The organism is Streptomyces sp. NPDC001903, assembly GCF_042891345.1.
Lineage (GTDB): Bacteria > Actinomycetota > Actinomycetes > Streptomycetales > Streptomycetaceae > Streptomyces.
Genome location: NZ_JBIASZ010000014.1, coordinates 1 through 26,750, shown reverse-complemented (window position 1 = coordinate 26,750; position 26,750 = coordinate 1). Strand labels below are relative to the sequence as shown.

The following is a 26,750-nucleotide window of genomic DNA, read 5'->3' as shown; positions in this document are numbered from 1 at the left end:
ATGCGGCATTCACCGGACCTTCATACGCGCTTGCGACTCTCCCCGCATGCAGCCCCGACTCCGACTGACGGCGAACCCGTCCGACGCGCCTGTCCTGCCCCCTGCGCGGAACAATGGAGTCATGAGCCCCCAGCCCAGCGCAGGCCCCACCGAGGTCCCCGCCCAGCACCCGTCTCACACGTCTGCCGACGCCTCCGCGGCCGCCCCCGGCCCGGCGGCCAAGCCCGCGCGGATCGGCTCCATAGCCGCGCACCGCCCGCACTCCGGCATCCAGCCCGGCCTCGCGCCCGATCTCGACGCCGACCTGGACGCCTACGACGACAAGGACGGCGACGAGCTCCCCCCGGGGCGCTTCCTCGACCGCGAGCGCAGCTGGCTGGCCTTCAACGAGCGGGTCCTGGAGCTGGCCGAGGACCCGGCGACCCCGCTCCTGGAGCGCGCCAACTTCCTGGCGATCTTCGCGAGCAACCTCGACGAGTTCTTCATGGTCCGCGTCGCCGGCCTCAAGCGGCGCATCGCGACCGGCGTCGCCACCCGTTCGGCCTCAGGCCTCCAGCCCCGCGAGGTGCTGGACCTGATCTGGACCCGCTCGCGCGAGCTCATGGCCCGGCACGCCGCCTGCTTCCAGCAGGACATCTCCCCGCAGCTCGCCGAAGAGGGAATCCACCTCATCCGCTGGCCGGACCTCACCGAGAAGGAGCAGGCCCGCCTCTTCACGCTGTTCCGGAACCAGATCTTCCCGGTGCTCACCCCGCTGGCCGTGGACCCCGCGCACCCCTTCCCGTACATCTCGGGGCTCTCGCTGAACCTCGCGGTCGTCGTCCGCAACCCCGTCAGCGGCCACCGCCACTTCGCGCGCGTCAAGGTCCCGCCGCTGCTCTCGCGCTTCCTGGAAGCCTCCCCGCAGCGCTACGTCCCCCTCGAGGACGTCATCGCCGCGCACCTGGAGGAGCTCTTCCCCGGCATGGAGGTCCTCGACCACCACATGTTCCGGGTGACCCGCAACGAGGACCTGGAGGTCGAGGAGGACGACGCGGAGAACCTGCTCCAGGCCCTGGAGAAGGAGCTCATGCGGCGCCGCTTCGGCCCGCCGGTGCGCCTGGAGGTCGAGGAGTCCATCGACCCCGCCGTCCTGGACCTCCTCGTCCAGGAGCTGAACGTCTCCGCCGCCGAGGTGTACCCGCTGCCCGGCCCGCTGGACCTGACCGGCCTCTTCGGCATCGCCTCCCTGGACCGGCCCGAGCTGAAGTACCCCAAGTTCGTCGCCGGCACCCACCGCGACCTCGCCGAGGTCGAGTCCGCCTCCGCGCCCGACATCTTCGCCGCGCTGCGCGAGCGGGACGTGCTGCTGCACCACCCGTACGACTCCTTCTCCACCTCGGTGCAGGCCTTCCTGGAGCAGGCCGCCGCCGACCCGGACGTCCTCGCGATCAAGCAGACGCTGTACCGGACCTCCGGCGACTCCCCGATCGTGGACGCCCTGATCGACGCCGCCGAATCCGGCAAGCAGGTCCTCGTACTCGTCGAGATCAAGGCCCGCTTCGACGAGCAGGCCAACATCAAATGGGCCCGCAAGCTGGAGGAGTCCGGCTGCCACGTCGTGTACGGCCTGGTGGGCCTCAAGACCCACTGCAAGCTGTCGCTCGTGGTCCGCCAGGAGGGCGACACGCTGCGCCGCTACTCCCACGTCGGCACCGGCAACTACCACCCCAAGACCGCCCGCCTGTACGAGGACCTCGGCCTGCTCACCGCCGACCCGCAGGTCGGCGCGGACCTCTCCGACCTCTTCAACCGGCTGTCGGGCTACTCGCGCCGCGAGACCTACCGCCGCCTGCTGGTGGCCCCGCGCTCGCTGCGCGACGGCCTGATCGCACGGATCGACAAGGAGGCCGCCCACCACCGGGCCGGCCGCCCCGCGTACGTGCGCCTCAAGATGAACTCGATCGTCGACGAGGCGCTCATCGACTCGCTCTACCGGGCCTCCCAGGCGGGAGTGCCCGTCGACATCTGGGTCCGCGGCATCTGCGCCGTACGACCCGGGGTCCCCGGGCTCTCGGACAACATCCGGGTCCGCTCGATCCTCGGCCGCTTCCTGGAACACTCCCGGGTCTTCGCCTTCGGCAACGGCGGCGAGCCCGAGGTGTGGATCGGCAGCGCCGACATGATGCACCGCAACCTCGACCGCCGCATCGAGGCACTGGTCAGGGTCGCCGACCCGGCCCACCGCGCGGCACTGGACCGGATGCTGGAGACCGGCATGTCCGACGCCACCTCCTCCTGGCACCTGGGCCCGGACGGCGAATGGACCCGGCACAGCACGGACCACGAAGGCCAGCCGCTGCGGCACGTTCAGGAGATGCTCATAGACGCCCGGAGGCGCCGGCGTGGCTCTGCCAAACCATGACCTGACAGCGCGTGGAGAGGGCTCCGCGGGTGACGTGCTCGGCACGTACCTGCGGGCCCAGGCCACCGCCTTCCTGCGCGGGCTCCGCCTCCACGAGGAGAGCGGGGCCGACGCCGCGGAGGGCAGCGATGCGGCGCGCAGCCTGCGGGGGGCTGCGCGCCGGATCAGCGGGTCCCTGTCCACCTTCCGGGTGGTGACCGAGTCCTCCTGGGCCGACGGGCTGCGCACCGAGCTGGTGTGGCTGTCCTCGACCCTGGCGGACGAGCACGCGTACGCCGCCCGGCTGACCCGGCTGCTGGACGCGCTGCACCGGCTGTCGGGCTCCCCCGAGGTGCCCGCGCCCCGGGCCGCCGCGGGCGCGCTGACGGTGGGCTCGGCGCGCGCCGGGGCCCTGCTGGAGCGGCAGCTCACGCTGGCCCGGACCCGCGCCCACTCGGCGACCCTGCAGGCGCTGGGCTCGTCCCGGTTCCACGCGGTCGCGGACGCCGTGGCCGTACTGGCCTCCGAGGTGCCGCTGGAGCCGGTCGCGGCCCGCGGGCGGGTGGAGGAGGTCCTGATCCCGCTGGCGGAGGTCGCCCACACCCGGCTGGCGGCGGCCGTCTCGGCGCTGCCGCACGCCGCCGAGTCCCAGCCGTACAACGCCGAACACGACGGCTCCTGGCACGAGGTGCGCCGGCTGCTGCGGGTCCACCGCTACGCCCGGGAGGCCCTGGGCGAGGACGTGGCCCGGCTTGCGGCGGCCGGCGAGGCCCTGGACCGCCACCGCGACGCCGCCGAGGCCGCGGCCGCCTCGGCCACCGCGGCCCGTACCCCGCGGATCGCCCCCGCGACGGCATACGCCCTGGGCGTGCTCCACGCCGACCAGCGGCACGAGGTGGAGGCGGCCCGGTTCACGTTCCAGGGCCTGTGGCAGCCGGTGGCGGCCGCCGCCCCCTGACCGGGCCGCGACCGAAAAGAATCAGCCACCCCCGGGTCCGCGGCGGATCCGGGGACCGACCCCTTTGGGGGTCACATAACGGTAACGACGGGACAACGGCGGATGACACTCCGGCTCAAACCCGGCCATCCACACCAGGCCGTCCGCCACGGTTCACCGTCCGTTCACTTGCCCCGGTCGGCCGCTTCACCTGATCTGCCTAATTTCAGTGGTGCACGGAGCGCGTCGTCCACCAGATCGAATGACACGCCGTGCATCCGACGTAGTCCTCTTCGCACGCCGCCCCGACACAGAAAGCGGCCGGCGGCTTCTGGAAGGAACACCCGAAAGTGAAGCTTCAGCGCAAGAACATGCTTCGTGCCTCCGCCCTCGGGGCGCTTGTCGTGTCCGGCGCCCTGGTCCTCACGGCGTGCGGCTCGGACAACAACACGAAGGATGGCGGCGCCGCCAGCGGCCAGCCGTCGGCCGCCGCCGCGGGCGACATCAAGTGCGGCGACGCCAAGGGCAAGCTCCTTGCCTCCGGCTCCTCCGCCCAGAAGAACGCCGTGGACCTGTGGGTCAAGGCCTACATGGCCGCCTGCCCCGGCGTCGAGGTCAACTACAAGTCCTCCTCCTCCGGTGAGGGCATCGTCGCCTTCAACCAGGGCACCGTCGGTTTCGCCGGCTCGGACTCGGCGCTGAAGCCCGAGGCGGTCGAGGAGTCGAAGAAGATCTGCACCGGCGGTCAGGGCATCGACCTGCCGATGGTCGGCGGCCCGATCGCGCTCGGCTTCAACGTCGCCGGCGTGGACAAGCTGAACCTGGACGCCCCCACGATCGCCAACATCTTCAACGACAAGATCAAGAAGTGGGACGACGAGGCGATCAAGAAGCTGAACCCCGGCGTCGCGCTTCCCCCCACCGCCATCCAGGCCTTCCACCGCTCCGAGGACTCGGGCACCACCGAGAACCTGGGCAAGTACCTCAAGGCCGCCGCTCCCGAGGCCTGGACGTACGAGGCCGCCAAGAAGTGGCCGGCCCCCGGTGGCCAGGGCGCGACCGGCTCCGCCGGTGTCGCCTCCCAGGTGAAGGCCGTCGACGGCGCGATCGGCTACTTCGAGCTGTCCTACGCCTCCTCGCAGAGCATCAAGACGGTCGACGTGAACACGGGCGCCGCCGCTCCGGTCAAGGCCTCCTCCGAGTCCGCCTCCAAGGCCATCGCCGCCGCCAAGATCGCCGGCACCGGCTCCGACCTGGCGCTGAAGCTCGACTACACCACCAAGGCCGAGGGTGCCTACCCGATCGTCCTGGTGACGTACGAGGTCGTCTGCGACAAGGGCAACAAGCCCGAGACGCTCGCCACCGTCAAGTCCTTCCTGAACTACACCGCCTCGGACGCGGGCCAGAAGGTCCTCTCCGAGAACGGCTACGCGCCCATCCCGGCCGAGATCAACACCAAGGTCCGCGAAGTCATCAACTCGCTGTCCTAATCACTGAGCCTCGGGGGTGGGGCCGATCCCGTCCGATCGGCCCCGCCCCGAGGACCCTCCCCTCCACCCAGGGGATCCGGTGCACCGCCGCCAGGGGGCATGGCCCCCCACCCAGACCGGAAAGATCATGGCTTCCACCACACCCACCCAGATAGACCAGGCTCCGCCTGTCTCCAAGAGCGCAAGGTCCACCGGCCGTGCCGGTGACAAGATCTTCGCCGGTCTCTCCAAGGGATCCGGCATCCTGCTCCTGGTGATCATGGCGTCGATCGCCATCTTCCTCACCTACCGTGCCTCGATCGCACTGTCGAAGAACGAGGGCAACTTCCTCACCACCTTCGACTGGAACGCGTCGGCCAACCCCCCCGTCTTCGGCATCGCCGTCCTGCTCTTCGGCACCGTCGTCAGCTCGATCATCGCGATGGCCATCGCGGTTCCGATCGCTGTCGGCATCGCCCTCTTCATCTCGCACTACGCGCCGCGCAAGCTGGCCGCTCCCATCGCGTACGTGGTCGACCTGCTGGCCGCCGTACCGTCGATCATCTACGGCATCTGGGGCGCCCTCTTCCTCGTCCCGCAGCTCGGGGGCCTCAACCTCTGGCTCGACGAGTACATGGGCTGGACCTACGTCTTCGACAAGACCCAGGTCGGCGTCGCCCGCTCGCTCTTCACCGTCGGCATCCTGCTCGCGATCATGATCCTGCCGATCGTGACCAGCGTCAGCCGCGAGGTCTTCCTGCAGGTCCCGCGCATGAACGAGGAGGCCGCCCTGGCCCTCGGCGCGACCCGCTGGGAGGTCATCCGCATGTCGGTGCTGCCCTTCGGCCGCTCCGGCGTCATCTCCGCCTCGATGCTCGGCCTCGGCCGCGCCCTCGGCGAGACCATGGCCGTCGCGACCGTCCTCTCCCCGAGCTTCCTGATCAACGGGCACATCCTGGACCCGGGCGGCGGCACCTTCGCGCAGAACATCGCCGCGAAGTTCGACGAGGCCAACGAATTCGGCCGTGACGCGCTGATCGCCTCCGGCCTGGTCCTCTTCCTGCTCACCCTGCTGGTCAACGGTGCAGCTCGCCTGATCATCGCTCGCCGCAAGGACTTCTCGGGGGCGAACGCCTGATGAGCCACGCACTCCAGGACCAGCGGCCCGCCCGGGCCCCCAAGTCCGCCGCTCCCGCCGGCCTCACCCGGGGCGGCCTCCCCCGCTGGACCCCGGCCGCCGTCGCGGTCCTCTCGATCGCCCTCGGCTGCGGCATCGGCGTCGTCGCCGACCTGCACAGCAAGATCCAGTGGGGCCTGATCGCCTCGATCCTGTTCATCGCGATCACCTACACGGCCAGCGCGGTCGTCGAGAACCGCCGCCAGGCCAAGGACCGGGTCGCGACCTCCCTCGTGTGGGTCTGCTTCGTCCTCGCGGTCATCCCGCTGCTCTCGCTGATCTGGACCACCGTCAGCCGCGGCATCAAGGCCCTCGACGGCGACTTCCTCAGCCACTCGATGAACGGCGTCACCAGCTTCGAGCAGGGCGGCGGCGTCTACCACGCGCTGCTCGGCACCATCGAGCAGGTCGCCCTGGCAGCCGCGATCGCCGCGCCCATCGGCCTGCTGACCGCCGTCTACCTGGTCGAGTACGGCAACGGCAAGCTCGCCAAGGCCGTGACCTTCTTCGTCGACGTCATGACCGGCATCCCCTCCATCGTCGCGGGTCTGTTCATCCTCACGACCTGGAACCTGGCGCTCGGCTTCGGCCCGTCCGGCTTCGCCGGCGCGATGGCGCTGTCGATCCTGATGATGCCCGTCGTGGTCCGCTCCACCGAGGAGATGCTCAAGCTCGTCCCGAACGAGCTGCGCGAGGCCGCCCTCGCCCTCGGTGTCCCGAAGTGGCGCGTGATCCTCAAGGTCGTGCTCCCCACCGCCATCGGCGGCATCGCGACCGGCCTCATGCTGGCCGTCGCCCGCATCGCCGGCGAGACCGCGCCGATCATGCTGCTGGTCTTCGGTACCCAGCTGATCAACCCGAACCCCTTCGAAGGTGCTCAGTCCTCGCTCCCGCTGTACATCTGGGAGCAGTACAAGGTCGGCAGTGACGCCTCCTACGACCGGGCATGGGCCGCAGCGCTCGTCCTGATCGCCTTCGTCATGATCCTCAATCTGGTGGCCCGCGGCATCGCCCGCTGGAAGGCCCCCAAGACCGGTCGCTGACGCGACTATTTGAAAGCGAAGTGACCCCTCATGGCTAAGCGAATCGACGTCAGCGGACTGTCCGCCTTCTACGGCACCCACAAGGCCATCGACGACATCTCGATGACCGTGGAGCCGCGCTCGGTGACCGCCTTCATCGGCCCGTCCGGCTGCGGCAAGTCCACCTTCCTGCGCACCCTGAACCGCATGCACGAGGTCACCCCCGGTGGCCGCGTCGAGGGCAAGGTGCTCCTGGACGACGAGAACCTGTACGGCACCGGTGTCGACCCGGTCGCGGTCCGCCGCACGGTCGGCATGGTCTTCCAGCGTCCGAACCCCTTCCCCACCATGTCGATCTTCGACAACGTGGCGGCGGGCCTGCGGCTGAACGGCAGCTTCAAGAAGTCCGAGCTCACGGACATCGTGGAGCGGTCCCTGAAGGGCGCGAACCTCTGGAACGAGGTCAAGGACCGCCTGAACAAGCCGGGCTCCGGCCTCTCCGGCGGCCAGCAGCAGCGTCTGTGCATCGCCCGCGCCATCGCGGTCGAGCCGGAGGTCCTGCTGATGGACGAGCCCTGCTCGGCCCTGGACCCGATCTCCACCCTCGCGATCGAGGACCTGATCGGCGAGCTCAAGGAGCGCTTCACGATCGTCATCGTGACGCACAACATGCAGCAGGCCGCCCGCGTCTCCGACCGCACCGCGTTCTTCAACCTCTCGGCGGTCGGCCGGCCCGGCAAGCTCATCGAGATCGACGACACGGACCGGATCTTCTCGAACCCGTCCGTCCAGGCGACCGAGGACTACATCTCGGGCCGCTTCGGCTAGGCCGAAGCCCTCCGACGAGACATCATGCGGCTCCGCCGCGTGGTCCGAACGTCCTGCGGTGCTGCATGGCGGTGCCACCGCAAGGCGAAAGAAAAGGGCCGGCTCCCCCTGGGTGGGGGGAGCCGGCCCGCTTTCGTTCCCGATCCCTGCGTCCGGCCGCCGAAGCGTTCCGGCCGCCGAAGCGCTCTAGCCGACGAAGGCCAGGTCCACGATCCAGAAGCTGAGGGCGGCGACCAGGGCCGCGGCCGGCATCGTGATGAACCAGCCCAGCACGATGTTCTTGGCGACACCCCAGCGGACCGCGTTGACCCGCTTGGTCGCACCCACGCCCATGATCGCCGAGGTGATCACGTGGGTGGTGGAGATCGGCGCGTGGAACAGGAACGCCGAGCCGAACATGATCGAGGCACCGGTGGTCTCCGCGGCGAAGCCCTGCGGCGGGTCCAGCTCGATGATCTTGCGGCCGAGGGTCCGCATGATGCGCCAGCCGCCCGCGTACGTACCGAGCGAGAGCATCACGGCACACACGATCTTGACCCAGACCGGGATCTCGGAGCCCTCGGTCTGCAGCTCCGCGATGGTCAGGGCCATCATCACGATGCCCATCGTCTTCTGCGCGTCCTGGAGGCCGTGGCCGAGGGCCATGCCCGCCGCGGAGACGGTCTGCGCGATACGGAAGCCGCGCTTGGCCTTGTGCGGGTTGGCCCGGCGGAACATCCACAGGATGGCGACCATCACCAGGTAGCCGACGAGCAGGCCGACGATCGGCGAGACGAACATCGGGATGACGACCTTGTCGACGACTCCCGACCAGATGACCTCGGTGCCGCCGGCCAGCGCCGCGCCGACCATGCCGCCGAACAATGCGTGCGAGGAGGACGAGGGGAGCCCGAAGTACCAGGTGATCAGGTTCCACACGATCGCGCCGACCAGGGCCGCGAACAGGATCCACATGCCCCGGTTGCCCTGGGGCGTCTCGATCAGGCCCTCGCTGACCGTCTTGGCGACGCCGCTGCCCAGGAAGGCGCCGGCGAGGTTCATCACCGCGGCCATCGCGAGGGCGGCTCGCGGGGTCAGCGCGCGGGTCGAGACGGAGGTCGCGATCGCGTTCGCCGAGTCGTGGAAACCGTTGGTGTACGTGAAACCGAGCGCGACACCGATGGTCACGATCAGAGCGAAGGTGTCCACGAGGTTCAGGACTCCTTGACCGCGATGGTCTCCACCGTGTTCGCGACGTGCTCGAACGCGTCGGCCGCCTCTTCGAGCACGTCGACGATCTGCTTGAGCTTCAGCACCTCGATGGCGTCGTACTTGCCGTTGAAGAGCTGTGCGAGCAGCTTGCGGTGGATCTGGTCGGCCTGGTTCTCGAGGCGGTTGACCTCGATCCAGTACTCGGTCAGGTTGTCCATCGTCCGCAGGTGCGGCATGGCCTCGGCGGTCAGCTCGGCCGCGCGCGCCAGTACCTCGATCTGCTGCTCGACACCCTTCGGGAGCTCCTCCACCTGGTAAAGGACGACCAGGTCGACGGCCTCCTCCATGAAGTCCATGATGTCGTCGAGCGACGAGGCCAGGTTGTAGATGTCCTCGCGGTCGAACGGCGTGATGAAGGAGGAGTTCAGCTGGTGGAAGATCGCGTGGGTGGCGTCGTCCCCCGCGTGCTCGGCTGCCCGCATCCGCTCCGCGATCTCGGCCCGGGCGGAGGAATCCGCTCCGAGCAGTTCCATCAGGAGCTTCGAGCCCGTGACGATGTTGTCCGCGGATGCGGCGAACATGTCGTAGAAGCTCGTCTCCCTGGGGGTCAGACGAAATCGCACGTGAGGTCCTCGGGGTGCATTGGATTCGGTCAGGCTGATGCTAGGCGCATCCCCCGGCCAGGGCTAACCGGCGGTTCCGGGCGGTTCCCCAGTGTCCTCCATCAGGCAGAGTGAGGACCACGGGCCCCCGACGCGCCGTCGGGGGCCCAGTACCCTATACCCATGAGGGGTATGCACCCCCTCGATCCGGACCACGGGAGGACGCATGACTGCCATCGAGGCGGAGGGCTCCGGAGCCGAAGTCACCACCGGTACCGGAACGACCGCCGGTACGGCCACTGCCACCGGCACCGCAGGCGGCACCGCCGCCGGCGCCGGCGTGGTGCACGGCTACCACCACCAGAAGGACGAGCACCTCAAGCGGCTGCGCCGGATCGAGGGCCAGATCCGCGGTCTGCAGCGGCTGGTCGACGAGGACGTCTACTGCATCGACATACTCACCCAGGTCTCCGCGAGCACGAAGGCCCTCCAGTCCTTCGCGCTCCAGCTGCTCGAGGAGCACCTGCGGCACTGCGTCGCCGACGCGGCCGTCAAGGGCGGGGACGAGATCGACGCCAAGGTCGAAGAGGCGACGAAGGCGATCGCGCGCCTGCTGCGCACCTGACCGGTACGGCGGCGGCTACAGCCCGAGCCCCATCAGGACCTCGTCGATCCGGTCCTGGCTGAGCCGCTCCTCGTCCGCCGCGGACGCCGCGATGATCAGCTCGCCGCACAGCTCGATCTCGGCGAGCGCCACGTGGTCCTGCACCGTCGTAGCGCCTGCGGGAGTCACGCGTGTCACCTCGATCTGCCGTCATCGGTCAGGGGCCGTCTCAGCGTAGGGAGGGCGGGGCGCTGTGCGCATGACACGGATGGACCATTTCCGGATACCGGCCCATGGCCCGATCGCCCCGCCCCGGCACCGTCCGGCCGGCTACTCGGCGATCTTCCCGGCGTAAATGTCCCCGCTTGCGGGCAATACGACCTTCACCGGCGTCCCGAATCCGTAGAGCAGCGTGGTCGAGGAGACGTCGATCACGCCATTGTTGACGTAGCTGAAGCGGTGCCGGACCTTCCGCAGCCGGCCCTCCTCGTCGAGGTAGGCGTCGAACGGGACGGCGTCCTTGCTGAACCCTTTCGCCGCCGCCTCCAGCGCCCCCTTGACCGCCGGTGAGGCGTTCTTCGCGGCCCGGCCGATGTCGGTGGTCCCCCGGTAGTGGCGCACCTTGGTGCCCGCCACCTCGGTCTCGCCCACGTACGTCGCCTCCTGCACGCCGCGCAGCAGCTCGGCCGCGGCCAGCGGATCGGTGGCCCCGCCCGTGACCAGGTTCCCGTCGGCGAGGGCCGTCGTGTCGACCCGGACCCACTTGTCGTCGGGCACGCCCGCGCCCCGGTTCTTCATGTAGAGGGCCCCGGGGACGAGCAGCTCGGTGATGGGCCGGTGCTCGTCCTTGCCGGCCGCGTCCGCGGGGAGCATCACCAGCAGCTGGCCCATCCGGTTCTTGAAGTCGACCCCGCCCTCGCCGCGGATCGTGACCCGGGTCCCGCCCGTGGCCATCTCCATCGCGGTACGGGCCTGCGCGCTGCCGGTCTGCGCCAGCCGGTCGGCGGCTCCCCGTACGGTCGCGGCCGCGTCGGCGGGCGGCCGGCCGTCGGCCCGGTCCGCGCCCTGGCACCCGCTCATCGCGGCCACGGTCGCGGCCATGCCGAGGGCGAGCACCGCCTCACCCGCACGCCCGCGCCGCCGCCTGTGCTGGTGCACCACCATCGCCTGCCAACCCCCAACGCATGACCGCTGCTTGCCCGAGGCCCCCACCCGCTCCGGTTAACGAGGTCCGGGGTTTCCCGTCACGGGCCGCCGCCGTCCCGGGCCCTTCCGCGCCCGGGTACCGTGGTGGTGTGGATTCGCACAGCAAAGCGTCGCTTGTCCCTCCGCTTGACGTCGCGCCGCACTCCCGACCCGTGGAGCGGCCACCCACCGGGCCCACCGGCCACACCACGAGCACCGCCGAGCGGGGGGCTTTCTGCCTGGCCTCGTGCACTTGCGGCTGGAGAGGCCCGGCCCGCCGCTCCCGCGATCTGGCCCGCAGGGACGCGGACCGGCACACCGCGGTCTGAGTCCCCGGGGCCGGCGCGGGCCCCGGCGGGTCGCCCGTTCGGACGGCCCGGCTGGCCGGGGCACCCGGGAGCGGATGCCCTGGATGCATGCCAGGACCCGCACCCCGCGTCGCCGCCCTCCTCTGGGCCCTGCTCATCACGCTCACGCCCGCCGCCGCGGCCTCGGCCCGCCCGACGGGTTCGGCGGACGGCCCGGCCGACGTGGCCCTGGCCATCGGGGCGACCACCGCGGCCGCCGTGGCCACCGGTCTGTGGCTGCGCTCGCGGTACCGCCGCGAGGAGGACTCGGAGGGCCACGGCGCGGAGAGCGGCGACCCGTGACCCCGCGCCCCCGCCCGAGGGCGGTCCGCCTGCGCTTCGGCGTAGCGGGCCTGTGCCTGCTGGCGGCGGTCCTGATCTCCGTATGGGACGCCTACGGGCGAGCGTGAGACGGGCCTACGCCGCGAGGTCGCTCTCGTGCGGGGCCTGCGGCTGCGCGAGGTCCACCGGACGCGGCAGGGCGCGCCGCTTGGCGCGGACCAGCCGGCCGACGCGCGGCGAGCGGGCCACCGCCCGCACCACCGGGGTCAGCAGCGCCATCGCGAGCGGGGCGAGCAGCAGGACGACGGCGGTGCCGAGCGCGAAGCCGCCGATGACGTCGGTGGGGTAGTGGACGCCGAGGTACACCCGGCACAGGCCCTCGGCGAGGGCCAGGCCGATCCCGATGAGCCCGAGCTTCCGGTTGGCCAGGAACAGGCCGACGCCCAGGGCCATCGCGAGGCCCGCGTGGCCGCTGACGAAGGAGAAGTCGCCGGGGCCGGAGTACGGGGCGAGCACGTCCAGGCCGTCGTGCGCGGCGAACGGCCGGGGCCGGGCGACGAACGCGCGCAGCGGGACGTTGACGAGGAGGACGAGCGCGGCGGCGAGCGGGGCCCATACGAGGGCGGCGAACGACTCGGCGGCCGCGGCCTCGTCCTGTCGGCGCGTACCGTGCCAGCACCACAGGAAGAGGAGCACCAGGGCCAGCGGGATCCCGTACGAGCCGACGAGGCCGACGGCCCGGTCGACCGAGGCCGGGGCGTGCCGCGCCAGCCCGTTGATGTCGTACAGCAGGCTTACGTCCACGTTCGGCCCACCGTTTGTGAGTCCAGCCATGGCGATGCGGCCCCTTAGCCCTTGCGCGGTTCCCCTCGGGCGCACGGCGGTGTGCGCCCCTGAACCCCCCCGTTGATCAAGCCTGCGTCCATGGAACGCCCGTTCTGAACGCCACGTTCCACTCTCCACGGAATGATCACGGCAACGTTATCCAAGAGAGACTCATCGTCGCAGCTCAGGGCCTCGGGTTAACGCAGCGTGGCAATGGTGGCGGGATTACGAGGACTTGGCGTCGGCGGCCCGGTCGGGCAGGGCCGCGGCCCCGTCCTTGGTGACACGCGTCGCACCGAAGTAGTCCGGGGTGTCGATCTTGTCGAACCGGATCACGGCCCCGGTGTACGGGGCGTTGATCATGTATCCGCCGCCGACGTAGAGCCCGACGTGATGGATCGCCCGGGAGTTCGTCAGATCATCGGAGAAGAACACCAGGTCGCCGGGGAGCAGTTCGTCGCGGGAGGGATGCGGACCGGCGTTGTACTGGTCGTTGGCCACCCGCGGCAGCTCGATCCCCACCGACTCGTACGAGGCCTTGGTCAGCCCCGAGCAGTCGAAGCGCCCGTCCTGATCCGGCGTCCCGTTGCCACCCCACAGGTACGGGGTCCCCAACTGCTTCTGCGCGAAGTAGATCGCCCCGGCCGCCTGCTGCGAAGGCGCCACCCGCCCCACGGGCCGCTCGAAGCTCTTGGCGAGGGTCGTGATGGCCTTCACGTACCCCTGGGTCTCGTTGTACGGGGGCACGCCGCCGTACTTGATGACCGCGTACGCCCCCGCGTTGTAGGCCGCGAGCATGTTGCTCGTCGCGTCCCCCGGCACGCCCGCCACGTCCTTGGCCAGCTCGCAGTCGTACGAAGCCGCCGAGGGGATGGCGTCGTTGGGGTCCCAGATGTCGCGGTCGCCGTCACCGTCCCCGTCGATGCCGTGCCCGGCCCAGGTGCCCGGGATGAACTGCGCGATGCCGCGGGCGTCCGCCGGGCTGACGGCGTTCGGATTCCAGCCGCTCTCCGAGTACAGCTGGGCGGCCAGCAGCGCCGGGGTCATGGCCGGGCACAGGGTGCCCCACTTCTGCACCAGGTTCTGGTACTTGGCGGGCACGGCCCCCTTGGCCAGCCCGAGCGCGCGGCCCCCGGCCGCCCCGGCCCCGGCGAGGCCGGCCGCGGCCGAGTACGTCCCCACCACGATCAGCACGAGGAAGCTCAGACACAGCCCGATCCCGATCCCGCCTGCCATCCAGAATCTGCGCACCCGTCAACACTCCCCCATCCCCGTCGCTTTCACGTGCGATTCGCCCGTGTCGCCCGATCCACTAGCCCGCTTGGAAGCCCGTGCAGTGGATGCTCGCGTACTTCGCAGGGTCATCCTCGACGTGGTAGAAGACCACCGTCCAGTCCCCAGGGTCGTTGGCCAGGGGCACACCGGGGCGCGTCTTGCCGTTGACGTGCTCCGCGAAATCGTCCGGGTACGTGAGCGTCAGGAACTCGCCCGTGTTCCATTTGCCGTAGATGTCGATCGGCTTGCTGGTGAAGCCCACCGCCCGGTTGTCCATGGGGAAGGGCTCCCCGGTCTGCGGATCGAGGTCGTGCGGGGACCTGACCGCCACCGACACGTAGTACGGGTCGGGTTTGGTCTTGCTGTTCTCGGCGTACTTGACGCGCATGCTGATGGTCACGGACTTCCCCGACACCTCGGCGCCGGTCTGCAGGTCCGCGCCCGGCGGCTTCTGCTCCGCCCCGATGTTGCACGCGCCGGTACCGTGCGCCGCGCGTTCGGGATCGGTGGAGGGCAGCCACACATAGCGCGAGATCTGGTTGCCCTCGATGTACTCGGCGGGCGGCTTGGCGGCCACGCCCTGCGATGCCGGGGGCGTGGCGGCGGCGCCCCCGCCCTGGCCCTGCCCCTTCTCACCGCTCCCGTCGATCGGAAGCAGCTTCCACGCGGCCAGGGACAGCGCCGCGACCACCGCCACCGCCGCGGCGGCCCACGCCGTACGCCGCCCCGCGCGCGGCGCCGGCGCCGGCGCCGCGGCCGCGGCCGCGTACTGCGTCGGCGTGTAGCCGGACGGCAGTCCCGGGCCCTGCGTGCGCATCTCGTGCACCGGCACGGCCTCGCCCAGCGCCCCCAGCCCCAGGTACACCGGATCGTCGATCAGCGCGTCCCGCACCCCGCACCGGGCGATCACCTCGGCCGGCGCCGGCCGCGCCGCCGGGTCCTTCGCCACGCACGCCCCGATCAGCGCCGCCAGCCCCGGCTCCACCCCGGCCACGTCGATCGGCTCGTGCACCGCCCGGTAGCCCACCGTCGCCGCCGCGCCCGTACCGAACGGCGGCCGCCCGGTCGCCGCGTACGCGAGCGTGGCGCCCAGCGCGAAGACGTCCGCCGCGGCCCCCGCCCCGGCGCCGAGCAGCACCTCCGGCGCCGTGTACCCCGGTGTCCCCGGCGCCTGCCCGTCCTGGGTGAGGGCGGTCTCCCCGATCCCCCGCGCGATGCCGAAGTCGATGAGCTGCGGCCCCTGCGCGCCCAGGATGACGTTCTGCGGCTTGAGGTCCCGGTGGGTCACCCCGTACGCGTGGACGCTCGCCAGCCCCTCCGCCAGGGCCGCGAACAGCCGCCGGCAGGTCTGCGCGGGCAAACCCCCGCGCTCCGCCACGGCACGGCCGAGCGTGGGCCCCGCCACGTACTCCGTCGCCAGCCAGAACGGCGGCGCCGCCAGCGAGGCGTCGATCAGGTTCGCCGTGTACGCCGACCGCACCGCCCGTACGGTCTCGGCCTCGCGCCGGAACCGGGCCAGGGCCTCCGGATGCCCGGTGATCTCGTCCCGGATCACCTTCACCGCCACCAGGCGGCCGCCGGGCGAGCGCCCGAGGTACACCTGCCCCATCCCTCCGGCACCGAGCCGGGCCAGCAGCGCATGCGCCCCGATACGGGCGGGATCGACGTCTCTCAGGGCCTCCACCGGCACGAGCCTGCCACACCGACTCCCGTACCACGCAGGCGGGTTGACCTGGACCGCGAGCTCAGGAACGCGGTGCGACGAACAGGCTCTGCGCGCTCCGCCCGATGGGCCCCTTCTCGTCGTGCAGCCGGGCGTCCGCGAGCCCGATCCCGGCCGCGTCCACGCTCGTACGGGCCTCCACGCAGGCCCACTCGCCCACCGGGTGGCGGTGCAGGTGCACGGTCAGGTCTCCGTTGACGAACACGTACCGGCCGAAGTCCAGCACCGAACTGATCCCGTTGCCCGAATCGGCGGCGACCAGCACCCGGTCCAGCGGCCTGGTCTCCTCCCCGGCGATGAGCGCCACCTTCATCCGCATCCAGCAGGTGCCCGGCCCCAGCGCCACGAACGCGCCCTCGGTGAACCGGGTCTCCATCGCCGAGTGGTAGCCCGTCTCCCACGGCACCGGGAAGAACGGCGTCGGCCCCACCTCCCCCGGCGGCGGCAGCTGCGGCCCCGGCGCCACCCCCGGTACGGCCTCCCCGGCCACCCGGATCCGCAGCGCCCGCGCGAGCATCACCGGCGCGGCCCCGGCCGGGGCGAGGGCGGCCTCGACCACCTCGGTACCGCGCCCGGCCCGGAGCACCGAGGTGGTGACCTCCAGCGGACCGATCGGCACCGGCCGCAGGATGTCGTACGTGATCCTCGCGATCCGCATGTCCGCACGGGCGCCCTCCCGCTCCTCCACGGCCCGCCCGAGCAGCGCGGCCGGCGGCCCGGCATGCTGCGAGCCCGGGTCCCACGGCCCGCGCGTGTACTCGGTGGCCAGGAAACGCCCGGCATCGACCCGCTCGAAGAACGCCTCGGAGATCGCCATGACCGAGACGCTACCCACAGGTAACCCGCCCCGCCAGACCCCCACCCGCGACCGGTCACAATGGAGGGGTGTCCTCCAACCCCGCCACGCCCGCCCTCCCCGAGCTGCCCGTCCTGCAGGCGGACTGCTCCAACTGCTTCGCGCTCTGCTGCGTCGCGCTGCCCTTCGCCAAGTCCAACGACTTCGCCGTGAACAAGGCCGCCGGCACCCCCTGCAAGAACCTCCGGCAGGACTTCCGCTGCGGCATCCACACCCGCCTGCGCGACAAGGGCTTCCAGGGCTGCACCGTCTTCGACTGCTTCGGCGCGGGCCAGCAGGTCTCCCAGGTCACCTTCGGCGGCCGTGACTGGCGCACCCACCCCGGCACGGCCCGCGCGATGTACGAGGTCTTCCCGGTCCTGCGGCAACTGCACGAGCTGCTCTTCTACGTCACCGAGGCCCTCACCCTCCCGGCGGCCGCCCCGCTCCACGCGGACCTGCGCGACGCACAGACGGAGACCGCTCGCTGGACCGCGGCCGACGCGGACGCCCTCGCCGCCCTGGACGTCGACGCGCTGCGCCGGCGCGTCAACACGCTCCTCCTGCACGCCAGCGAACTGGCCCGCGCCAAGGCCCCGGCCCGCAAGAAGAACCACCGCGGGGCCGACCTCATGGGCGCCCGCCTCGCGGGCGCGGACCTGCGCGGGGCCAACCTCCGCGGCGCCTACCTGATCGCCGCGAACCTCAAGGGCGCCGACCTGCGCCTCGCGGACCTCATCGGCGCCGACTTCCGCGACGCCGACCTGCGCGGGGCGGACCTGCGCGACGCCCTCTTCCTGACCCAGCCCCAGCTGGCCGCGGCCCGGGGCGACGCGGCGACCAAGATCCCGTCGACCTTGGTCCGCCCCGCCCACTGGTCCGCGTAGATCCGGCAGCGGCACCGACACCGGCTGCCGGCTGCCGGCACCGACACCGGCTGCCGGCTGCCGGCACCGGCACCCGCGCTCTCAGCCGGTCACGGCCTGATGATCGCCGTCCAGCCCGAGGGACAGGTGAGCGCGGCCGCCGGCGTGTACGTGCACTGGTTCTCGAACACGTCGCCCGTGGTCGTCAGCACCTTCACGTAGACCGTGTAGCCCACGGTGTTCACCGACACCCCGCACGCGTTGCGCGGGTGCCCCGGGTTGAGCTGCGTCGTGAGGTCCCTCCAGGTGTACGAACCGACCGGGGAGGTCTCCCGTGCGCCCAAGGAGGTCCGCCCCCGGTGCAGCACGGCGCTGAACTCCGTGTCGCTCTGCCCCAGGGTCGTGTCGATGTCCTCGCACGGCCCGTGCGGCCCGTTCGGGCCCCGGTCGCCCTTCGGACCCCGGTCACCCTTGGGCCCCTGGGGCCCCCGGTCACCCTTCGGACCCCGGTCGCCCTTGGGCCCCTGGGGCCCCCGATCCCCCTTCGGCCCGCACGGGTTCGCAGGCTTGGCCGCCTTCCTGGCCTTGGCCGCCTTGGCCGCCTTCGCCGACTTCGCGGACTTCGCAGCCTTGCCGGGCGCCTTGGCCGGCAACGTCCTCGCGTCCGGCTCCGGACACTTGGCGCTGCTCCAGCCGGGCGCGATCGCCGCACCCGTCCCCTGGGCGGCGGCCATCGCCGGAACCGAGGTGCCCGCGAGCGCGATCGCCAGCGGAACTGCAAACCCAGTGGCCAGCCACGCACGCCGACCCAAATGCACTGCGGAACCCATCCGTCCACTCCTCGCGTCGTCCTACCGAACGGGCCGGAGCATCTCCCACAACCCCCCGTAGGGATGGAACGACTGACGGAATGTCGGACCAACGTCAGCGACTCGGCCCAACGACACGCCCGCACACTGCGCCGAACGGCGGCCACCCGAGCGGCCGCCCGCATGCCGAGAGGGCAATCATTGCCCGGGGTCACCCCCCGTGATACACAGAGTGACCATATGTTCTCTCGCGTACCCGCCGCCCGTGCCCAGGTCAGAGCGCACGGACGGGTCGAAGGGCGGGAGATCGGGTAAAGAGAGCCGTCAAGTCGACGTACGACGCCGGTTTCATCAGCGAAGATAGTGCGTGACCCCTGCCGTCGGGCACGGGCTACCGGAACTACCCATACAGGGGCGGTGAGTTACATGATCCTGGCAGCCGAAAAGGGCGACATCACCACCATCATCGGCGGAATCGCCCCGAACTGGGGGCCGTTCGGCAGTCTCGGCAATGAAGCGAAGGTCATGATCGAGGTGGTCATGGCCGTCGCGATCCTCCTCTGCCTCGGCATCGCCATCTGGGGCGCGGCCAAGCAGCGCATCGGCGCGACCGCGCTGCGCGACACCTTCAGCGCGGAGCAAGGCAAGGGCCTGATCGTCGCCGGACTCACCGGCGTGTTCATCATCGGCTCCCTCGGCACCCTCTTCACCATCGTCTACGGAATGGCCGTCTAGCCGGGCCGCCCACCGGCTGCCGGACCTGAAGACAACCAGCGCTACCGTCGTACGAGGCGGAGGGGGCGGACACGGAATGAGCAACGACGACCAGTACGGCGGCGGCGCCGGCGGCAGCGGGTACGGCGAGATCGGCGGCACGGGCCAGACCCGCACCCGCCTCCCCGACTCCGCCTCCGACCCGTACGGCGCCCCGCCCCGCCGCACCCCGCGCGCCTCGCGCGGCCTGGTCACGGTGGTCGGCGTGGTGGTCCTCCTGATCGCCGCGATCGCGTTCGCCAACCAATCCGGAGACGCCCCCGAAACCCCGGCCGACCAATCCCCCCCGGCGGCCACCTCCACAGCGGCAACAGGCACCCGCCCGGTGGACGGCAAGAACGGCGGAATCCCCTCCGGTTTCGCCCAAACCGAGCAGGGCGCCCAGTCCGCCGCCGCCAACTTCGCGGTCGCACTGGGCTCTGACGGCATGTTCGACAGCGCCCGCAGAAAGGCCATCGTCCAGGCCGTCTACGTGCCGAACGTGGCCGCCGCGCGCCAGAGCGACCTCGACCGGGTCTACACGGACGGGCAGTTCTTGGCACGCATCGGCCTCGACTCCGCCGGCAAGGCCCCGAAGGGCCTCCAGTTCATCTCCCGTACGAGTCCTGTCGGGACCAAGGTGGAGAAGTTCTCCACCGACGCCGCGACCGTCTCCGTCTGGCACTCGACCCTGTTCGGTCTCGCGGGCGAGGGTTCGAAGAACCCGGTCGCGGAGAGCTGGTACACCAACACCTTCGAGCTCCGCTGGAACAACGGCGACTGGCGCGTCGCCGACTTCACGCAGAAGGACGGCCCGGCCCCGGTCGGCCGGGACCAGAGGGCCGCCTCCGCCGAGGAGATGGCCGCCGCCGTGTCGCAGTTCGGGGGGCTCACCTATGCACGCTAGCCGTCGCAGCTTGTCCTTCGCCGCCGTCGTAGCCGCCTTGCAGACCACAGCGGTCCTCCTGGCCACCCGCGCGGTCGCCGCTCCCACACCCGACCCGTCCGCGACACCCAGCCCGCAGGCGAGCAACGACCCCTGCGACCTCATCCGGGGCCCGGCAAAGGACTACTGCGAACGTGGCGACGGCGCCGCAGGCGCCCCCCGCACCGGCCTCGCGCCCAGCGACCCGGCCGATGCCCTCAACCCCCTCGCCTCCCTCGCCAAGGGCTGCGCCGACGCCGCGGCCTGGATCGTCACCGAGCTCAGCAAAGCGGTCAACGGCACGGCCAACGTCGACTTCACCAACGGCGCCTTCCTCAAGCAGTACGCCGTCGTCTTCGCCGCCTCCACCATCCTCACCCTCGTGCTCTGGCTCTTCGCCGTCGCCAAGCGCGCCATCCGCGGCGTCCCCCTCACCACCGCCATCTCCGAAGCCGTCGGCTTCCTCTGGCTCACCGTCCTCGCCTCCGCCTTCACCCCCCTGATCCTCTACACCGTCGTCTCCGCCACCGACGGCGTCACAGAAGTCATCGCCTCGGCGAGCGGCGGCCAGACCGACGTCTTCTTCGGCTCCTTCATCGAGGCCCTCAAGAAGGGCGACTCCATCGGCGGCGGCCCGATCATGCTGATCGTCGTCTCCCTCGTCACCGTCCTCGCCGCCGGCGTCCTCTTCCTCGAGCTCTTCATCCGGGCCGCCCTCCTCTACGTCGGCGCCCTCCTCGGCGTCGTCGTCTACGCCGGCCTCGTCGACCGCAACCTCTGGGGCCACGTCCGCCGCTGGGCCGGCATCATGATCGCCGTCATCCTCGTGAAGCCGGTCATCGTCATCGTCCTCGGCCTCGCCGGAGCCCTCGCCGGCGAGAAGGGCCCCAACGCCTTCTCCGCCGTGGTCTCCGGCCTCGCGATCATCCTCCTGGCGATCTTCGCCTCCGCGATGATCTACCGCTTCGTCCCCGGCTTCGGCGACGAGATCGCCTCCGCCCGCTCCAACCGCAGCAAGGCCACCGACGGCGCCCAGGCCGCCGCCGTCATCAGCTCCCCGGCCTCCCTCGTATCCCAGGGCATCAAGACCCACAGCAGCCGCGGCGCCCACCGCGGCGGCGGAGACGGCGGCGGCTCCAGCGCCCCCCGCCCCGCCAACCCCCTCTCCGGAGGCGTGGCCGCCCACAGCAGCCGCCCCACCTCCGGCGGCGGATCCGCACCCTCCGCCGCACCCGCGCCCCGCTCCGGATCGAGTACGAGGAACACAGGAGGTGACGGGCGTTGACGACCCAGTCACACCAGCTGCACCCGATCGCGCCCCGCCGCACGTATCTCATCGGCCGGGCCCGGCCGAACGCGATCGTCGGCAAGAACCGCGAGAGCGGCGAGATCGCCCTGATCATCGTCGGCGCGTTCCTCGGCATGATGAGCGGCCTGCTCGTCCCCGACCTCACCCTGCGCATCGTCAGCCTCGCCGGCTTCCCCATGCTCGCGCTCGCCGCCGTGTACGTCCCGTACAAGGGCCGCACCTTCTACAAGTGGTTCGAGATCAACCGCAGCTACAAGCGCACCCTGCGCCGCGGCACCACGTACCGCTCCTCCGCCATGGAGGCCGGAGTCCGCGCCGCCGACGGCCGCGAGGTCGAGGTCGGCCCGCCCCCCGGCATCGGCCGGATCAACTGGCTCGCCGCCCCCTTCGGCCCCGACGAGATCGCCGTCCTCCTCCACGCCGACCGCAGAACCGTCACCGCCGCCATCGAGATCGAGGGCCCCGGCGTCGGCCTGCGCGACAGCGAAGACCAGGAAGCCCTCGTCGACCGCTTCGGCACCCTCCTCAAGCACGTGGCCAACGGCGACGGCTTCGTCACCCGCCTCCAGATGCTCGCCCGTACGCTCCCCGCCGACCCGGACGCCCACGCCAAGGACGTCGCCCAGCGCGGCGACGCGGGCGCCCCCGTCTGGCTGCGCGACTCCTACGACCAGCTCCAGTCGATGGTCTCCACCTCCTCCGAGCAGCACCGCGCGTACCTCGTCGCCTGCATGCACTACACGCGCGAACTCGCCGCCGAGGCCCACACCATCGCCCGCGCCGGCACCCCCCACAAGGGCCGCAAGCTCGACCGCGACGCCGGCCTCGCCATCGTCATGGCCCGCGAGCTCACCGACATCTGCGCCCGCCTCGCCGAGGCCGACATCCGCGTCCGCCAGCCCCTCGGCCAGGGCCGCCTCGCCTCCCTCGTGCACTCCATGTACGACCCGGACCACCCCATCGACCACATCCAGGCCATGACCAAGCGCAACGCCTGGCCCGCCGAACTCGACGCGGTGGAACCCACCTTCCTCCAGGCCAAGACCCGCGAGTCCTCCACCCGCGCCCCCTGGTGCCACGCCACGGCCTGGGTGAAGGAGTGGCCGATGACCCCCGTCGGCGTCAACTTCCTCGCCCCCCTCCTCGTCCACACCCCCGACGTGATCCGCACCGTCGCCGTCACCATGGATCTGGAGCCCACCGAGGTGGCCATCGAGCGCATGCTCACCGAGAAGACCAACGACGAGGCCGACGCCAGCCGCGCCGCCAAGATGAACCGCACCGTCGACCCCCGCGACATCGCCGCCCACGGCCGGCTCGACCAGAGGGGTGAAGATCTCGCCAGCGGTGCGGCAGGAGTCAACCTGGTCGGGTACATCACGGTGTCCTCCCGATCCCCGGAGGCCCTCGCCCGCGACAAGCGCACCATCCGCGCCTCGGCGGGCAAGTCCTACCTGAAGCTGGAGTGGTGCGACCGCGAGCACCACCGCGCCTTCGTCAACACCTTGCCGTTCGCCACCGGCATCCGACGCTAGCTGGAGGGAAGTGCCGCCCATGCGAGATCCCATGTCCGCTCTGACGGACGCCTTCACCAGCTTCCTGTTCGGCAAGGTCGAGACCACGCGCCTGCCCGTACGCACCTCCACCGGGCAGGCGCAGGCCGTCTACCTGCCCACCGCCGCCCCCGGACTCGGCGACTCCGGCGTCATCATCGGACGCGAGGTCTACAGCGGCAAGGGCTACATCTACGACCCCTTCCAGCTCTACGGCCAGCAGCTGCCGGCCCCGCACTGGCTGGTCCTCGGCGAGTCCGGCAACGGCAAGTCCGCCCTGGAGAAGACGTACGTCCTGCGCCAGCTCCGCTTCCGGGACCGCCAGGTCGTCGTACTCGACGCCCAGGGCGAGGACGGTGTCGGCGAGTGGAACCTCATCGCCCAGCAGCTGGGGATAACCCCCATCCGCCTGGACCCCATCGCCGCCAACGACGACGGGATCCGCCTCAACCCCCTCGACCCGGCGATCACCACGACCGGCCAGCTCGCGCTGCTCCGGACCATCATCGAAGTCGCCATGGGCCACGGCCTCGACGAACGCTCCGGCTTCGCCCTCAAGGTCGCGCACGCGTACGTCGTCGACACGATCCGCGACCGCCAGCCGGTCCTCACGGACATCGTGGAACAGCTCCGCCACCCGGAGGCCGAGTCCGCGGAGGCCATGAACGTCGACATAGACGACGTACGGGCCTGGGGCCTCGACGTGGCCCTCGTCCTCGACCGCCTGGTCGACGGCGACCTGCGCGGCATGTTCGACGGCCCCACGACGGTGGGCATCGACCTCGACGCCCCGCTGATCGTCTTCGACCTCTCCCACATCGACCGCAACTCGATCGCAATGCCGATCCTGATGGCGATCGTGGGCGTCTGGCTGGAACACACGTGGATTCGCCCGGACCGCAAGAAGCGCATCTTCCTGGTCGAGGAAGCCTGGCACATCATCAACAGCCCCTTCGTGGCCCAGCTGTTCCAGCGCCTGCTGAAGTTCGGCCGCCGCCTCGGCCTGTCCTTCGTCGCCGTGGTCCACCACCTGTCCGACGTGGTCGACGGCGCGGCCGCCCGCGAGGCCGCGGCCATCCTCAAGATGGCCTCGACCCGTACGATCTACGCACAGAAGGCGGACGAGGCCCGGGCGACGGGCCGCGTCCTGGGCCTCCCCCGCTGGGCCGTGGAGATCATCCCGACCCTCACCCCCGGCATCGCCGTCTGGGACGTCAACGGCAACGTCCAGGTGGTCAAACACCTCATCACGGAGGCCGAACGCCCCCTGGTCTACACGGACCGCGCCATGACGGAGTCCTCGTCCGGGCCCCAGCTCCCCGACGACCTGCTGGCAGCCGAACTGGAGGCGGAGGAAAGAGCCCTCCTCATGGAACGCCACCGCAACGGCGGCCCGGGCTCGGCGACGACGGTGGCGTAAATGCACGACGAGCGGAACGGCAAGCCGGGCGGCATCCCGGACGGACTCCTGATCGCCCTCCTGGCGTTCCTCCTGGGCCTGGCGACCCTGGTCTGGACGTCGACGGGCCTGGCCGCGCTCTTCTCGAAGGGCGCCTGGCCGTCCACGGTCACGTTCACCCGCACCGCGGGCGCGGTCCGCGCCCTGATAGCTCAACCGCACGACATCCCGGGAGCCTGGCCCGACACGGCCCCGTCGGCCCTCTCGGGCTGGGGCCTGTTCTGGGGCCTGTTCATCAGCCAGCTCCTGATCCTGCTCGTGCTGACGATCTTCGTCATGGGTGTGATCGCCCGCACCAGATCCCGCCGCGCCAAGCCGGGCCCGCCGCCCGTCCCCGCCGATCCGCACCCGGCGGCGCATCCGGCCCCTCCGGCCTTCGAGGCCCGGGGGCACGGAGGCGGCGCCCCCATCGGCGCCGGCCCCACGATCCCGACCCCGACCGCTCCGCAGCACGCCCCGCCGCTGCCGCACCACGTACCCGCGCCGCCCGCACCGGCCCCGGTGCCCCATCCGGCCCCGCCGGCATTCGAGGCACGGGGACACGGGGGCAGAGCCGCGGACAACGGCGATGGCGACCGCAACACCCGCATGACCTACGGCCACCCGGCCGAGCGCCACCCCCTGGCCCTCCAGGCCCTGGCGGCAGCCGAGGGCGCGGCCCTGGTCGTGACCTCCTCCCCCGTCCTCTGGGCGGAGACCAAGGACGCCCGCGCCAAACTCGGCCCGGTCCTCCTCTACGACCCCTCGCACCTCTGCGACACCCCGGCCCGCATGCACTGGAACCCCGCCGACGCCTGCACCGACCGCGACACCGCCGCCGCCCGCGCCGTCGCCCTCCTGGCCCCCGTACGCCCCCAGGCCCGTATGGACGCGGCCATCGCCGACACGGCGGAAACGCTCCTGCGCAGCTGGCTGCAGGCCGCGGCCCTCGACGACCGCCCGTTCAAGCAGCTGCACCGCTGGGCCCAGGGCAACAGCGCCCAGGACCCGGTCCGCATTCTCCGTACGCACCCCCAAGCCGCCCCCGGCGCCGCCGGCGAGCTGGAGAGCGCCCTCACCGCGCACCCCGAACGCCGCGAGCAGGCCCAGCACCTGACGGCCCGTGCCCTCTCCTGCCTGACGTCGATCCACATCCGCGAGGCCTGCAACCCGAACCGAACAGATGCACTGACGCTGGCATCGTTCGTGGCCGAAGGGGGCACCCTCTACCTGGTGGGCGAATCGCTGGAAGATCCCCGTACCCACCCGGGTGCGATGCCACTGCTCACCGCACTCGCCGCGAGCGTGGTCGAGCACGGCCGCCGCATGGCCGCACGGTCATCCCACGGCCGGCTCGACCCACCACTCACCCTGGTCCTGGAGGACGTCGCGGCCGTGGCCCCGATCCCCCAGCTCCCGGAGCTCCTCCAGGAGGGCGCCCTCCCCCTGCTCGCCCTGTGCCGCAGCCGCGAACAGGCCCGCGACCGCTGGCCGGAGGCGGCGGCCCTCCAGCACTAGGGAGCGTCCGCTCCGGGGTGTCCGCCAGGGGGTGCGCTAGGGGGTGTCCGCAAAGTCCCGCCTGCCCCGCGGCGCCCGGCACGCGCTCTCGGCGCACCGGGCGAAATCCCGAGTACGTCCAGTACACGGGCTTCCGCCCGGCACACCGAGAGCACGCACCGGACGCCGCGTGAGCGCCCTGCGGGCGCACGGCGCTACTTTGCGGACACCCCCTAGGGACGCGGCAACACGTACTCGAACTCCTTGGCCCCCGGGTCCGCCGGCACCGGCAGTACCTCCCCGGTCGCCCGGAACCCGAAGCGCCGGTAAAAGGCCGCGGCCCGCGCATTCTCCTCGTGCACGAAGAGCCGTACGCGCTCCAGCGCCGGCCCCTCCAACGACCAGGCCCACTCGAGCGCGGCCGCGAAAAGCCCCTCGGTCACCCCGGTACCCCGCTGCTCGGGACGTACGAACACGCCCACCAGGTGCCCCTGCGTCTGCTCGACGGCGCGCTCGAAGAAATCGGTGGTCCCGCCCTCCTCGACGAGCACGGTCACGGACCCGACCCACTCCCCGTCCGGCGCCTCGGCCACGAACTGCCGTGCATGACGCCCGTGCGAAGCGCCCCTCGCCCGGTCCTGCCAGAACTCGTCCGCCCTGGCCTCGGCCTGCTCCAGCGTCTCCAGGAAGGCCACCGGCGCCGCCGGGTCTCTGAGCGCGACGATCCGCAGCTCCTTGACCTTCTCCCATTCGTCGGCACGCACTGCACGCATCACAAACTGATCCATGCCCCGGATCCAATCACAGGACCACGTGCCCGTAAACGCAGAAAAGCCCCGCACCGAACCCGTGAAGGGCTGGTGCGGGGCTTTCCCACAATGATTGTTCGGCGGCGTCCTACTCTCCCACAGGGTC

25 protein-coding genes are annotated in these 26,750 nt (G+C 71.3%); 15 read left to right on the top strand and 10 right to left on the bottom strand.

Annotated features, from left to right (window positions below; all coding sequences use genetic code 11):
• The first annotated feature begins 121 nt into the window (after nt 1–121).
• The 6 genes from ACFYZS_RS27580 (at nt 122) to pstB (ending at nt 7,816) form a co-directional block, all read left to right on the top strand.
• Nucleotides 122–2,404 (top strand): RNA degradosome polyphosphate kinase, encoded by a 2,283-nt coding sequence (locus tag ACFYZS_RS27580; protein WP_389017983.1) that lies wholly within the window; start codon nt 122–124, stop codon nt 2,402–2,404.
• Entirely contained in the window at nt 2,385–3,341 is a 957-nt protein-coding gene (locus ACFYZS_RS27575) for a CHAD domain-containing protein (protein ID WP_389017980.1), read from the top strand. The genes ACFYZS_RS27580 and ACFYZS_RS27575 overlap by 20 nt, the downstream gene beginning before the upstream one ends.
• Nucleotides 3,342–3,670: 329 nt before the next feature.
• On the top strand, nt 3,671–4,810 hold the full coding sequence (pstS, locus tag ACFYZS_RS27570; RefSeq protein WP_389017977.1) for a phosphate ABC transporter substrate-binding protein PstS: 1,140 nt from the start codon (nt 3,671–3,673) through the stop codon (nt 4,808–4,810).
• A gap of 127 nt (nt 4,811–4,937) precedes the next feature.
• A complete protein-coding gene (gene pstC, locus ACFYZS_RS27565; RefSeq protein WP_376011839.1) occupies nt 4,938–5,927 on the top strand; it encodes a phosphate ABC transporter permease subunit PstC in 990 nt (329 codons plus the stop codon).
• Complete coding sequence (pstA, locus tag ACFYZS_RS27560; protein ID WP_389017974.1) at nt 5,927–7,009, top strand: phosphate ABC transporter permease PstA; 1,083 nt, start codon at nt 5,927–5,929, stop codon at nt 7,007–7,009. The genes pstC and pstA overlap by 1 nt, the downstream gene beginning before the upstream one ends.
• Nucleotides 7,010–7,039: 30 nt before the next feature.
• Nucleotides 7,040–7,816, top strand: a complete 777-nt coding sequence (gene pstB, locus ACFYZS_RS27555; RefSeq protein ID WP_389017971.1) for a phosphate ABC transporter ATP-binding protein PstB — start codon at nt 7,040–7,042, stop codon at nt 7,814–7,816.
• A 186-nt stretch (nt 7,817–8,002) separates the two neighbouring features.
• On the opposite strand, the gene ACFYZS_RS27550 is transcribed toward pstB, so the two are convergent.
• Nucleotides 8,003–9,004 (bottom strand): anion permease, encoded by a 1,002-nt coding sequence (locus tag ACFYZS_RS27550; protein WP_389017968.1) that lies wholly within the window; start codon nt 9,002–9,004, stop codon nt 8,003–8,005.
• Nucleotides 9,005–9,009: 5 nt separating this feature from the next.
• Nucleotides 9,010–9,630, bottom strand: coding sequence for a DUF47 domain-containing protein (locus ACFYZS_RS27545; RefSeq protein ID WP_030157116.1), 621 nt, complete (start codon nt 9,628–9,630; stop codon nt 9,010–9,012).
• A 205-nt stretch (nt 9,631–9,835) separates the two neighbouring features.
• Here ACFYZS_RS27545 and ACFYZS_RS27540 point away from each other — a divergent pair, with 205 nt between their 5' ends.
• Nucleotides 9,836–10,234 carry a metal-sensitive transcriptional regulator gene (locus tag ACFYZS_RS27540; protein WP_389017965.1) on the top strand — a complete coding sequence of 133 codons (399 nt, stop codon included), beginning with the start codon at nt 9,836–9,838 and terminating at the stop codon, nt 10,232–10,234.
• A 15-nt stretch (nt 10,235–10,249) separates the two neighbouring features.
• Here ACFYZS_RS27540 and ACFYZS_RS27535 read toward each other — a convergent pair whose 3' ends face one another.
• Complete coding sequence (locus tag ACFYZS_RS27535) at nt 10,250–10,402, bottom strand: hypothetical protein (RefSeq protein WP_362180578.1); 153 nt, start codon at nt 10,400–10,402, stop codon at nt 10,250–10,252.
• A gap of 141 nt (nt 10,403–10,543) precedes the next feature.
• Nucleotides 10,544–11,377 carry a hypothetical protein gene (locus tag ACFYZS_RS27530; RefSeq protein ID WP_389017962.1) on the bottom strand — a complete coding sequence of 278 codons (834 nt, stop codon included), beginning with the start codon at nt 11,375–11,377 and terminating at the stop codon, nt 10,544–10,546.
• A 437-nt stretch (nt 11,378–11,814) separates the two neighbouring features.
• Here ACFYZS_RS27530 and ACFYZS_RS27525 point away from each other — a divergent pair, with 437 nt between their 5' ends.
• A complete protein-coding gene (locus ACFYZS_RS27525; protein ID WP_389017959.1) occupies nt 11,815–12,048 on the top strand; it encodes a hypothetical protein in 234 nt (77 codons plus the stop codon).
• A 114-nt stretch (nt 12,049–12,162) separates the two neighbouring features.
• Here the strand turns inward: ACFYZS_RS27525 and ACFYZS_RS27520 are convergent, their stop codons facing one another.
• The 4 genes from ACFYZS_RS27520 to ACFYZS_RS27505 all read right to left on the bottom strand — a co-directional run bounded on the left by ACFYZS_RS27520 (nt 12,163) and on the right by ACFYZS_RS27505 (nt 16,667).
• Complete coding sequence (locus ACFYZS_RS27520) at nt 12,163–12,861, bottom strand: phosphatase PAP2 family protein (RefSeq protein WP_389017957.1); 699 nt, start codon at nt 12,859–12,861, stop codon at nt 12,163–12,165.
• 216 nt (nt 12,862–13,077) lie between these two features.
• Complete coding sequence (locus ACFYZS_RS27515) at nt 13,078–14,088, bottom strand: NlpC/P60 family protein (RefSeq protein ID WP_389018476.1); 1,011 nt, start codon at nt 14,086–14,088, stop codon at nt 13,078–13,080.
• A 76-nt stretch (nt 14,089–14,164) separates the two neighbouring features.
• A complete protein-coding gene (locus tag ACFYZS_RS27510; RefSeq protein WP_389017954.1) occupies nt 14,165–15,811 on the bottom strand; it encodes a serine/threonine-protein kinase in 1,647 nt (548 codons plus the stop codon).
• 61 nt (nt 15,812–15,872) lie between these two features.
• Nucleotides 15,873–16,667 carry a thioesterase family protein gene (locus ACFYZS_RS27505; RefSeq protein ID WP_389017951.1) on the bottom strand — a complete coding sequence of 265 codons (795 nt, stop codon included), beginning with the start codon at nt 16,665–16,667 and terminating at the stop codon, nt 15,873–15,875.
• Nucleotides 16,668–16,735: 68 nt separating this feature from the next.
• On the opposite strand from ACFYZS_RS27505, the gene ACFYZS_RS27500 reads away from it, so the two are divergent.
• Nucleotides 16,736–17,572 (top strand): pentapeptide repeat-containing protein, encoded by an 837-nt coding sequence (locus ACFYZS_RS27500; protein ID WP_389017948.1) that lies wholly within the window; start codon nt 16,736–16,738, stop codon nt 17,570–17,572.
• Nucleotides 17,573–17,661: 89 nt separating this feature from the next.
• Here the strand turns inward: ACFYZS_RS27500 and ACFYZS_RS27495 are convergent, their stop codons facing one another.
• Nucleotides 17,662–18,381, bottom strand: a complete 720-nt coding sequence (locus ACFYZS_RS27495) for a hypothetical protein (protein WP_389017946.1) — start codon at nt 18,379–18,381, stop codon at nt 17,662–17,664.
• 405 nt (nt 18,382–18,786) lie between these two features.
• Here ACFYZS_RS27495 and ACFYZS_RS27490 point away from each other — a divergent pair, with 405 nt between their 5' ends.
• The 6 genes from ACFYZS_RS27490 to ACFYZS_RS27465 all read left to right on the top strand — a co-directional run bounded on the left by ACFYZS_RS27490 (nt 18,787) and on the right by ACFYZS_RS27465 (nt 25,856).
• A complete protein-coding gene (locus tag ACFYZS_RS27490) occupies nt 18,787–19,095 on the top strand; it encodes a hypothetical protein (RefSeq protein ID WP_008742356.1) in 309 nt (102 codons plus the stop codon).
• Nucleotides 19,096–19,171: 76 nt separating this feature from the next.
• Nucleotides 19,172–20,020, top strand: a complete 849-nt coding sequence (locus tag ACFYZS_RS27485) for a hypothetical protein (protein ID WP_389017943.1) — start codon at nt 19,172–19,174, stop codon at nt 20,018–20,020.
• The gene (locus ACFYZS_RS27480; RefSeq protein WP_389017941.1) at nt 20,010–21,323 is read left to right on the top strand and encodes a hypothetical protein; all 1,314 of its coding nucleotides are present in this window, start codon (nt 20,010–20,012) and stop codon (nt 21,321–21,323) included. The genes ACFYZS_RS27485 and ACFYZS_RS27480 overlap by 11 nt, the downstream gene beginning before the upstream one ends.
• Complete coding sequence (locus ACFYZS_RS27475; protein WP_389017939.1) at nt 21,320–22,882, top strand: SCO6880 family protein; 1,563 nt, start codon at nt 21,320–21,322, stop codon at nt 22,880–22,882. The genes ACFYZS_RS27480 and ACFYZS_RS27475 overlap by 4 nt, the downstream gene beginning before the upstream one ends.
• Before the next feature lie 19 nt (nt 22,883–22,901).
• Nucleotides 22,902–24,320 (top strand): ATP-binding protein, encoded by a 1,419-nt coding sequence (locus tag ACFYZS_RS27470; protein WP_030157141.1) that lies wholly within the window; start codon nt 22,902–22,904, stop codon nt 24,318–24,320.
• On the top strand, nt 24,321–25,856 hold the full coding sequence (locus tag ACFYZS_RS27465; protein ID WP_389017936.1) for a type VI secretion protein: 1,536 nt from the start codon (nt 24,321–24,323) through the stop codon (nt 25,854–25,856). It begins immediately after the preceding gene.
• 212 nt (nt 25,857–26,068) lie between these two features.
• On the opposite strand, the gene ACFYZS_RS27460 is transcribed toward ACFYZS_RS27465, so the two are convergent.
• Nucleotides 26,069–26,608 carry a GNAT family N-acetyltransferase gene (locus tag ACFYZS_RS27460; RefSeq protein ID WP_389017933.1) on the bottom strand — a complete coding sequence of 180 codons (540 nt, stop codon included), beginning with the start codon at nt 26,606–26,608 and terminating at the stop codon, nt 26,069–26,071.
• Between the last annotated feature and the right edge of the window lie 142 nt (nt 26,609–26,750).

Coding starts and splice junctions, on each gene's coding strand:
- ACFYZS_RS27460 (WP_389017933.1), bottom strand. CDS start 26,608: ATGCGTGCAGTGCGTGCCGACGAATGGGAGAAGGTCAAGGAGCTGCGG.
- pstB (WP_389017971.1), top strand. CDS start 7,040: ATGGCTAAGCGAATCGACGTCAGCGGACTGTCCGCCTTCTACGGCACC.
- ACFYZS_RS27495 (WP_389017946.1), bottom strand. CDS start 18,381: ATGGGTTCCGCAGTGCATTTGGGTCGGCGTGCGTGGCTGGCCACTGGG.
- ACFYZS_RS27515 (WP_389018476.1), bottom strand. CDS start 14,088: ATGGCAGGCGGGATCGGGATCGGGCTGTGTCTGAGCTTCCTCGTGCTG.
- pstC (WP_376011839.1), top strand. CDS start 4,938: ATGGCTTCCACCACACCCACCCAGATAGACCAGGCTCCGCCTGTCTCC.
- ACFYZS_RS27530 (WP_389017962.1), bottom strand. CDS start 11,377: ATGGTGGTGCACCAGCACAGGCGGCGGCGCGGGCGTGCGGGTGAGGCG.
- ACFYZS_RS27485 (WP_389017943.1), top strand. CDS start 19,172: ATGAGCAACGACGACCAGTACGGCGGCGGCGCCGGCGGCAGCGGGTAC.
- pstA (WP_389017974.1), top strand. CDS start 5,927: ATGAGCCACGCACTCCAGGACCAGCGGCCCGCCCGGGCCCCCAAGTCC.
- ACFYZS_RS27580 (WP_389017983.1), top strand. CDS start 122: ATGAGCCCCCAGCCCAGCGCAGGCCCCACCGAGGTCCCCGCCCAGCAC.
- ACFYZS_RS27490 (WP_008742356.1), top strand. CDS start 18,787: ATGATCCTGGCAGCCGAAAAGGGCGACATCACCACCATCATCGGCGGA.
- ACFYZS_RS27480 (WP_389017941.1), top strand. CDS start 20,010: ATGCACGCTAGCCGTCGCAGCTTGTCCTTCGCCGCCGTCGTAGCCGCC.
- ACFYZS_RS27470 (WP_030157141.1), top strand. CDS start 22,902: ATGCGAGATCCCATGTCCGCTCTGACGGACGCCTTCACCAGCTTCCTG.
- ACFYZS_RS27465 (WP_389017936.1), top strand. CDS start 24,321: ATGCACGACGAGCGGAACGGCAAGCCGGGCGGCATCCCGGACGGACTC.
- ACFYZS_RS27505 (WP_389017951.1), bottom strand. CDS start 16,667: ATGGCGATCTCCGAGGCGTTCTTCGAGCGGGTCGATGCCGGGCGTTTC.
- ACFYZS_RS27520 (WP_389017957.1), bottom strand. CDS start 12,861: ATGGCTGGACTCACAAACGGTGGGCCGAACGTGGACGTAAGCCTGCTG.
- ACFYZS_RS27540 (WP_389017965.1), top strand. CDS start 9,836: ATGACTGCCATCGAGGCGGAGGGCTCCGGAGCCGAAGTCACCACCGGT.
- ACFYZS_RS27525 (WP_389017959.1), top strand. CDS start 11,815: ATGCCAGGACCCGCACCCCGCGTCGCCGCCCTCCTCTGGGCCCTGCTC.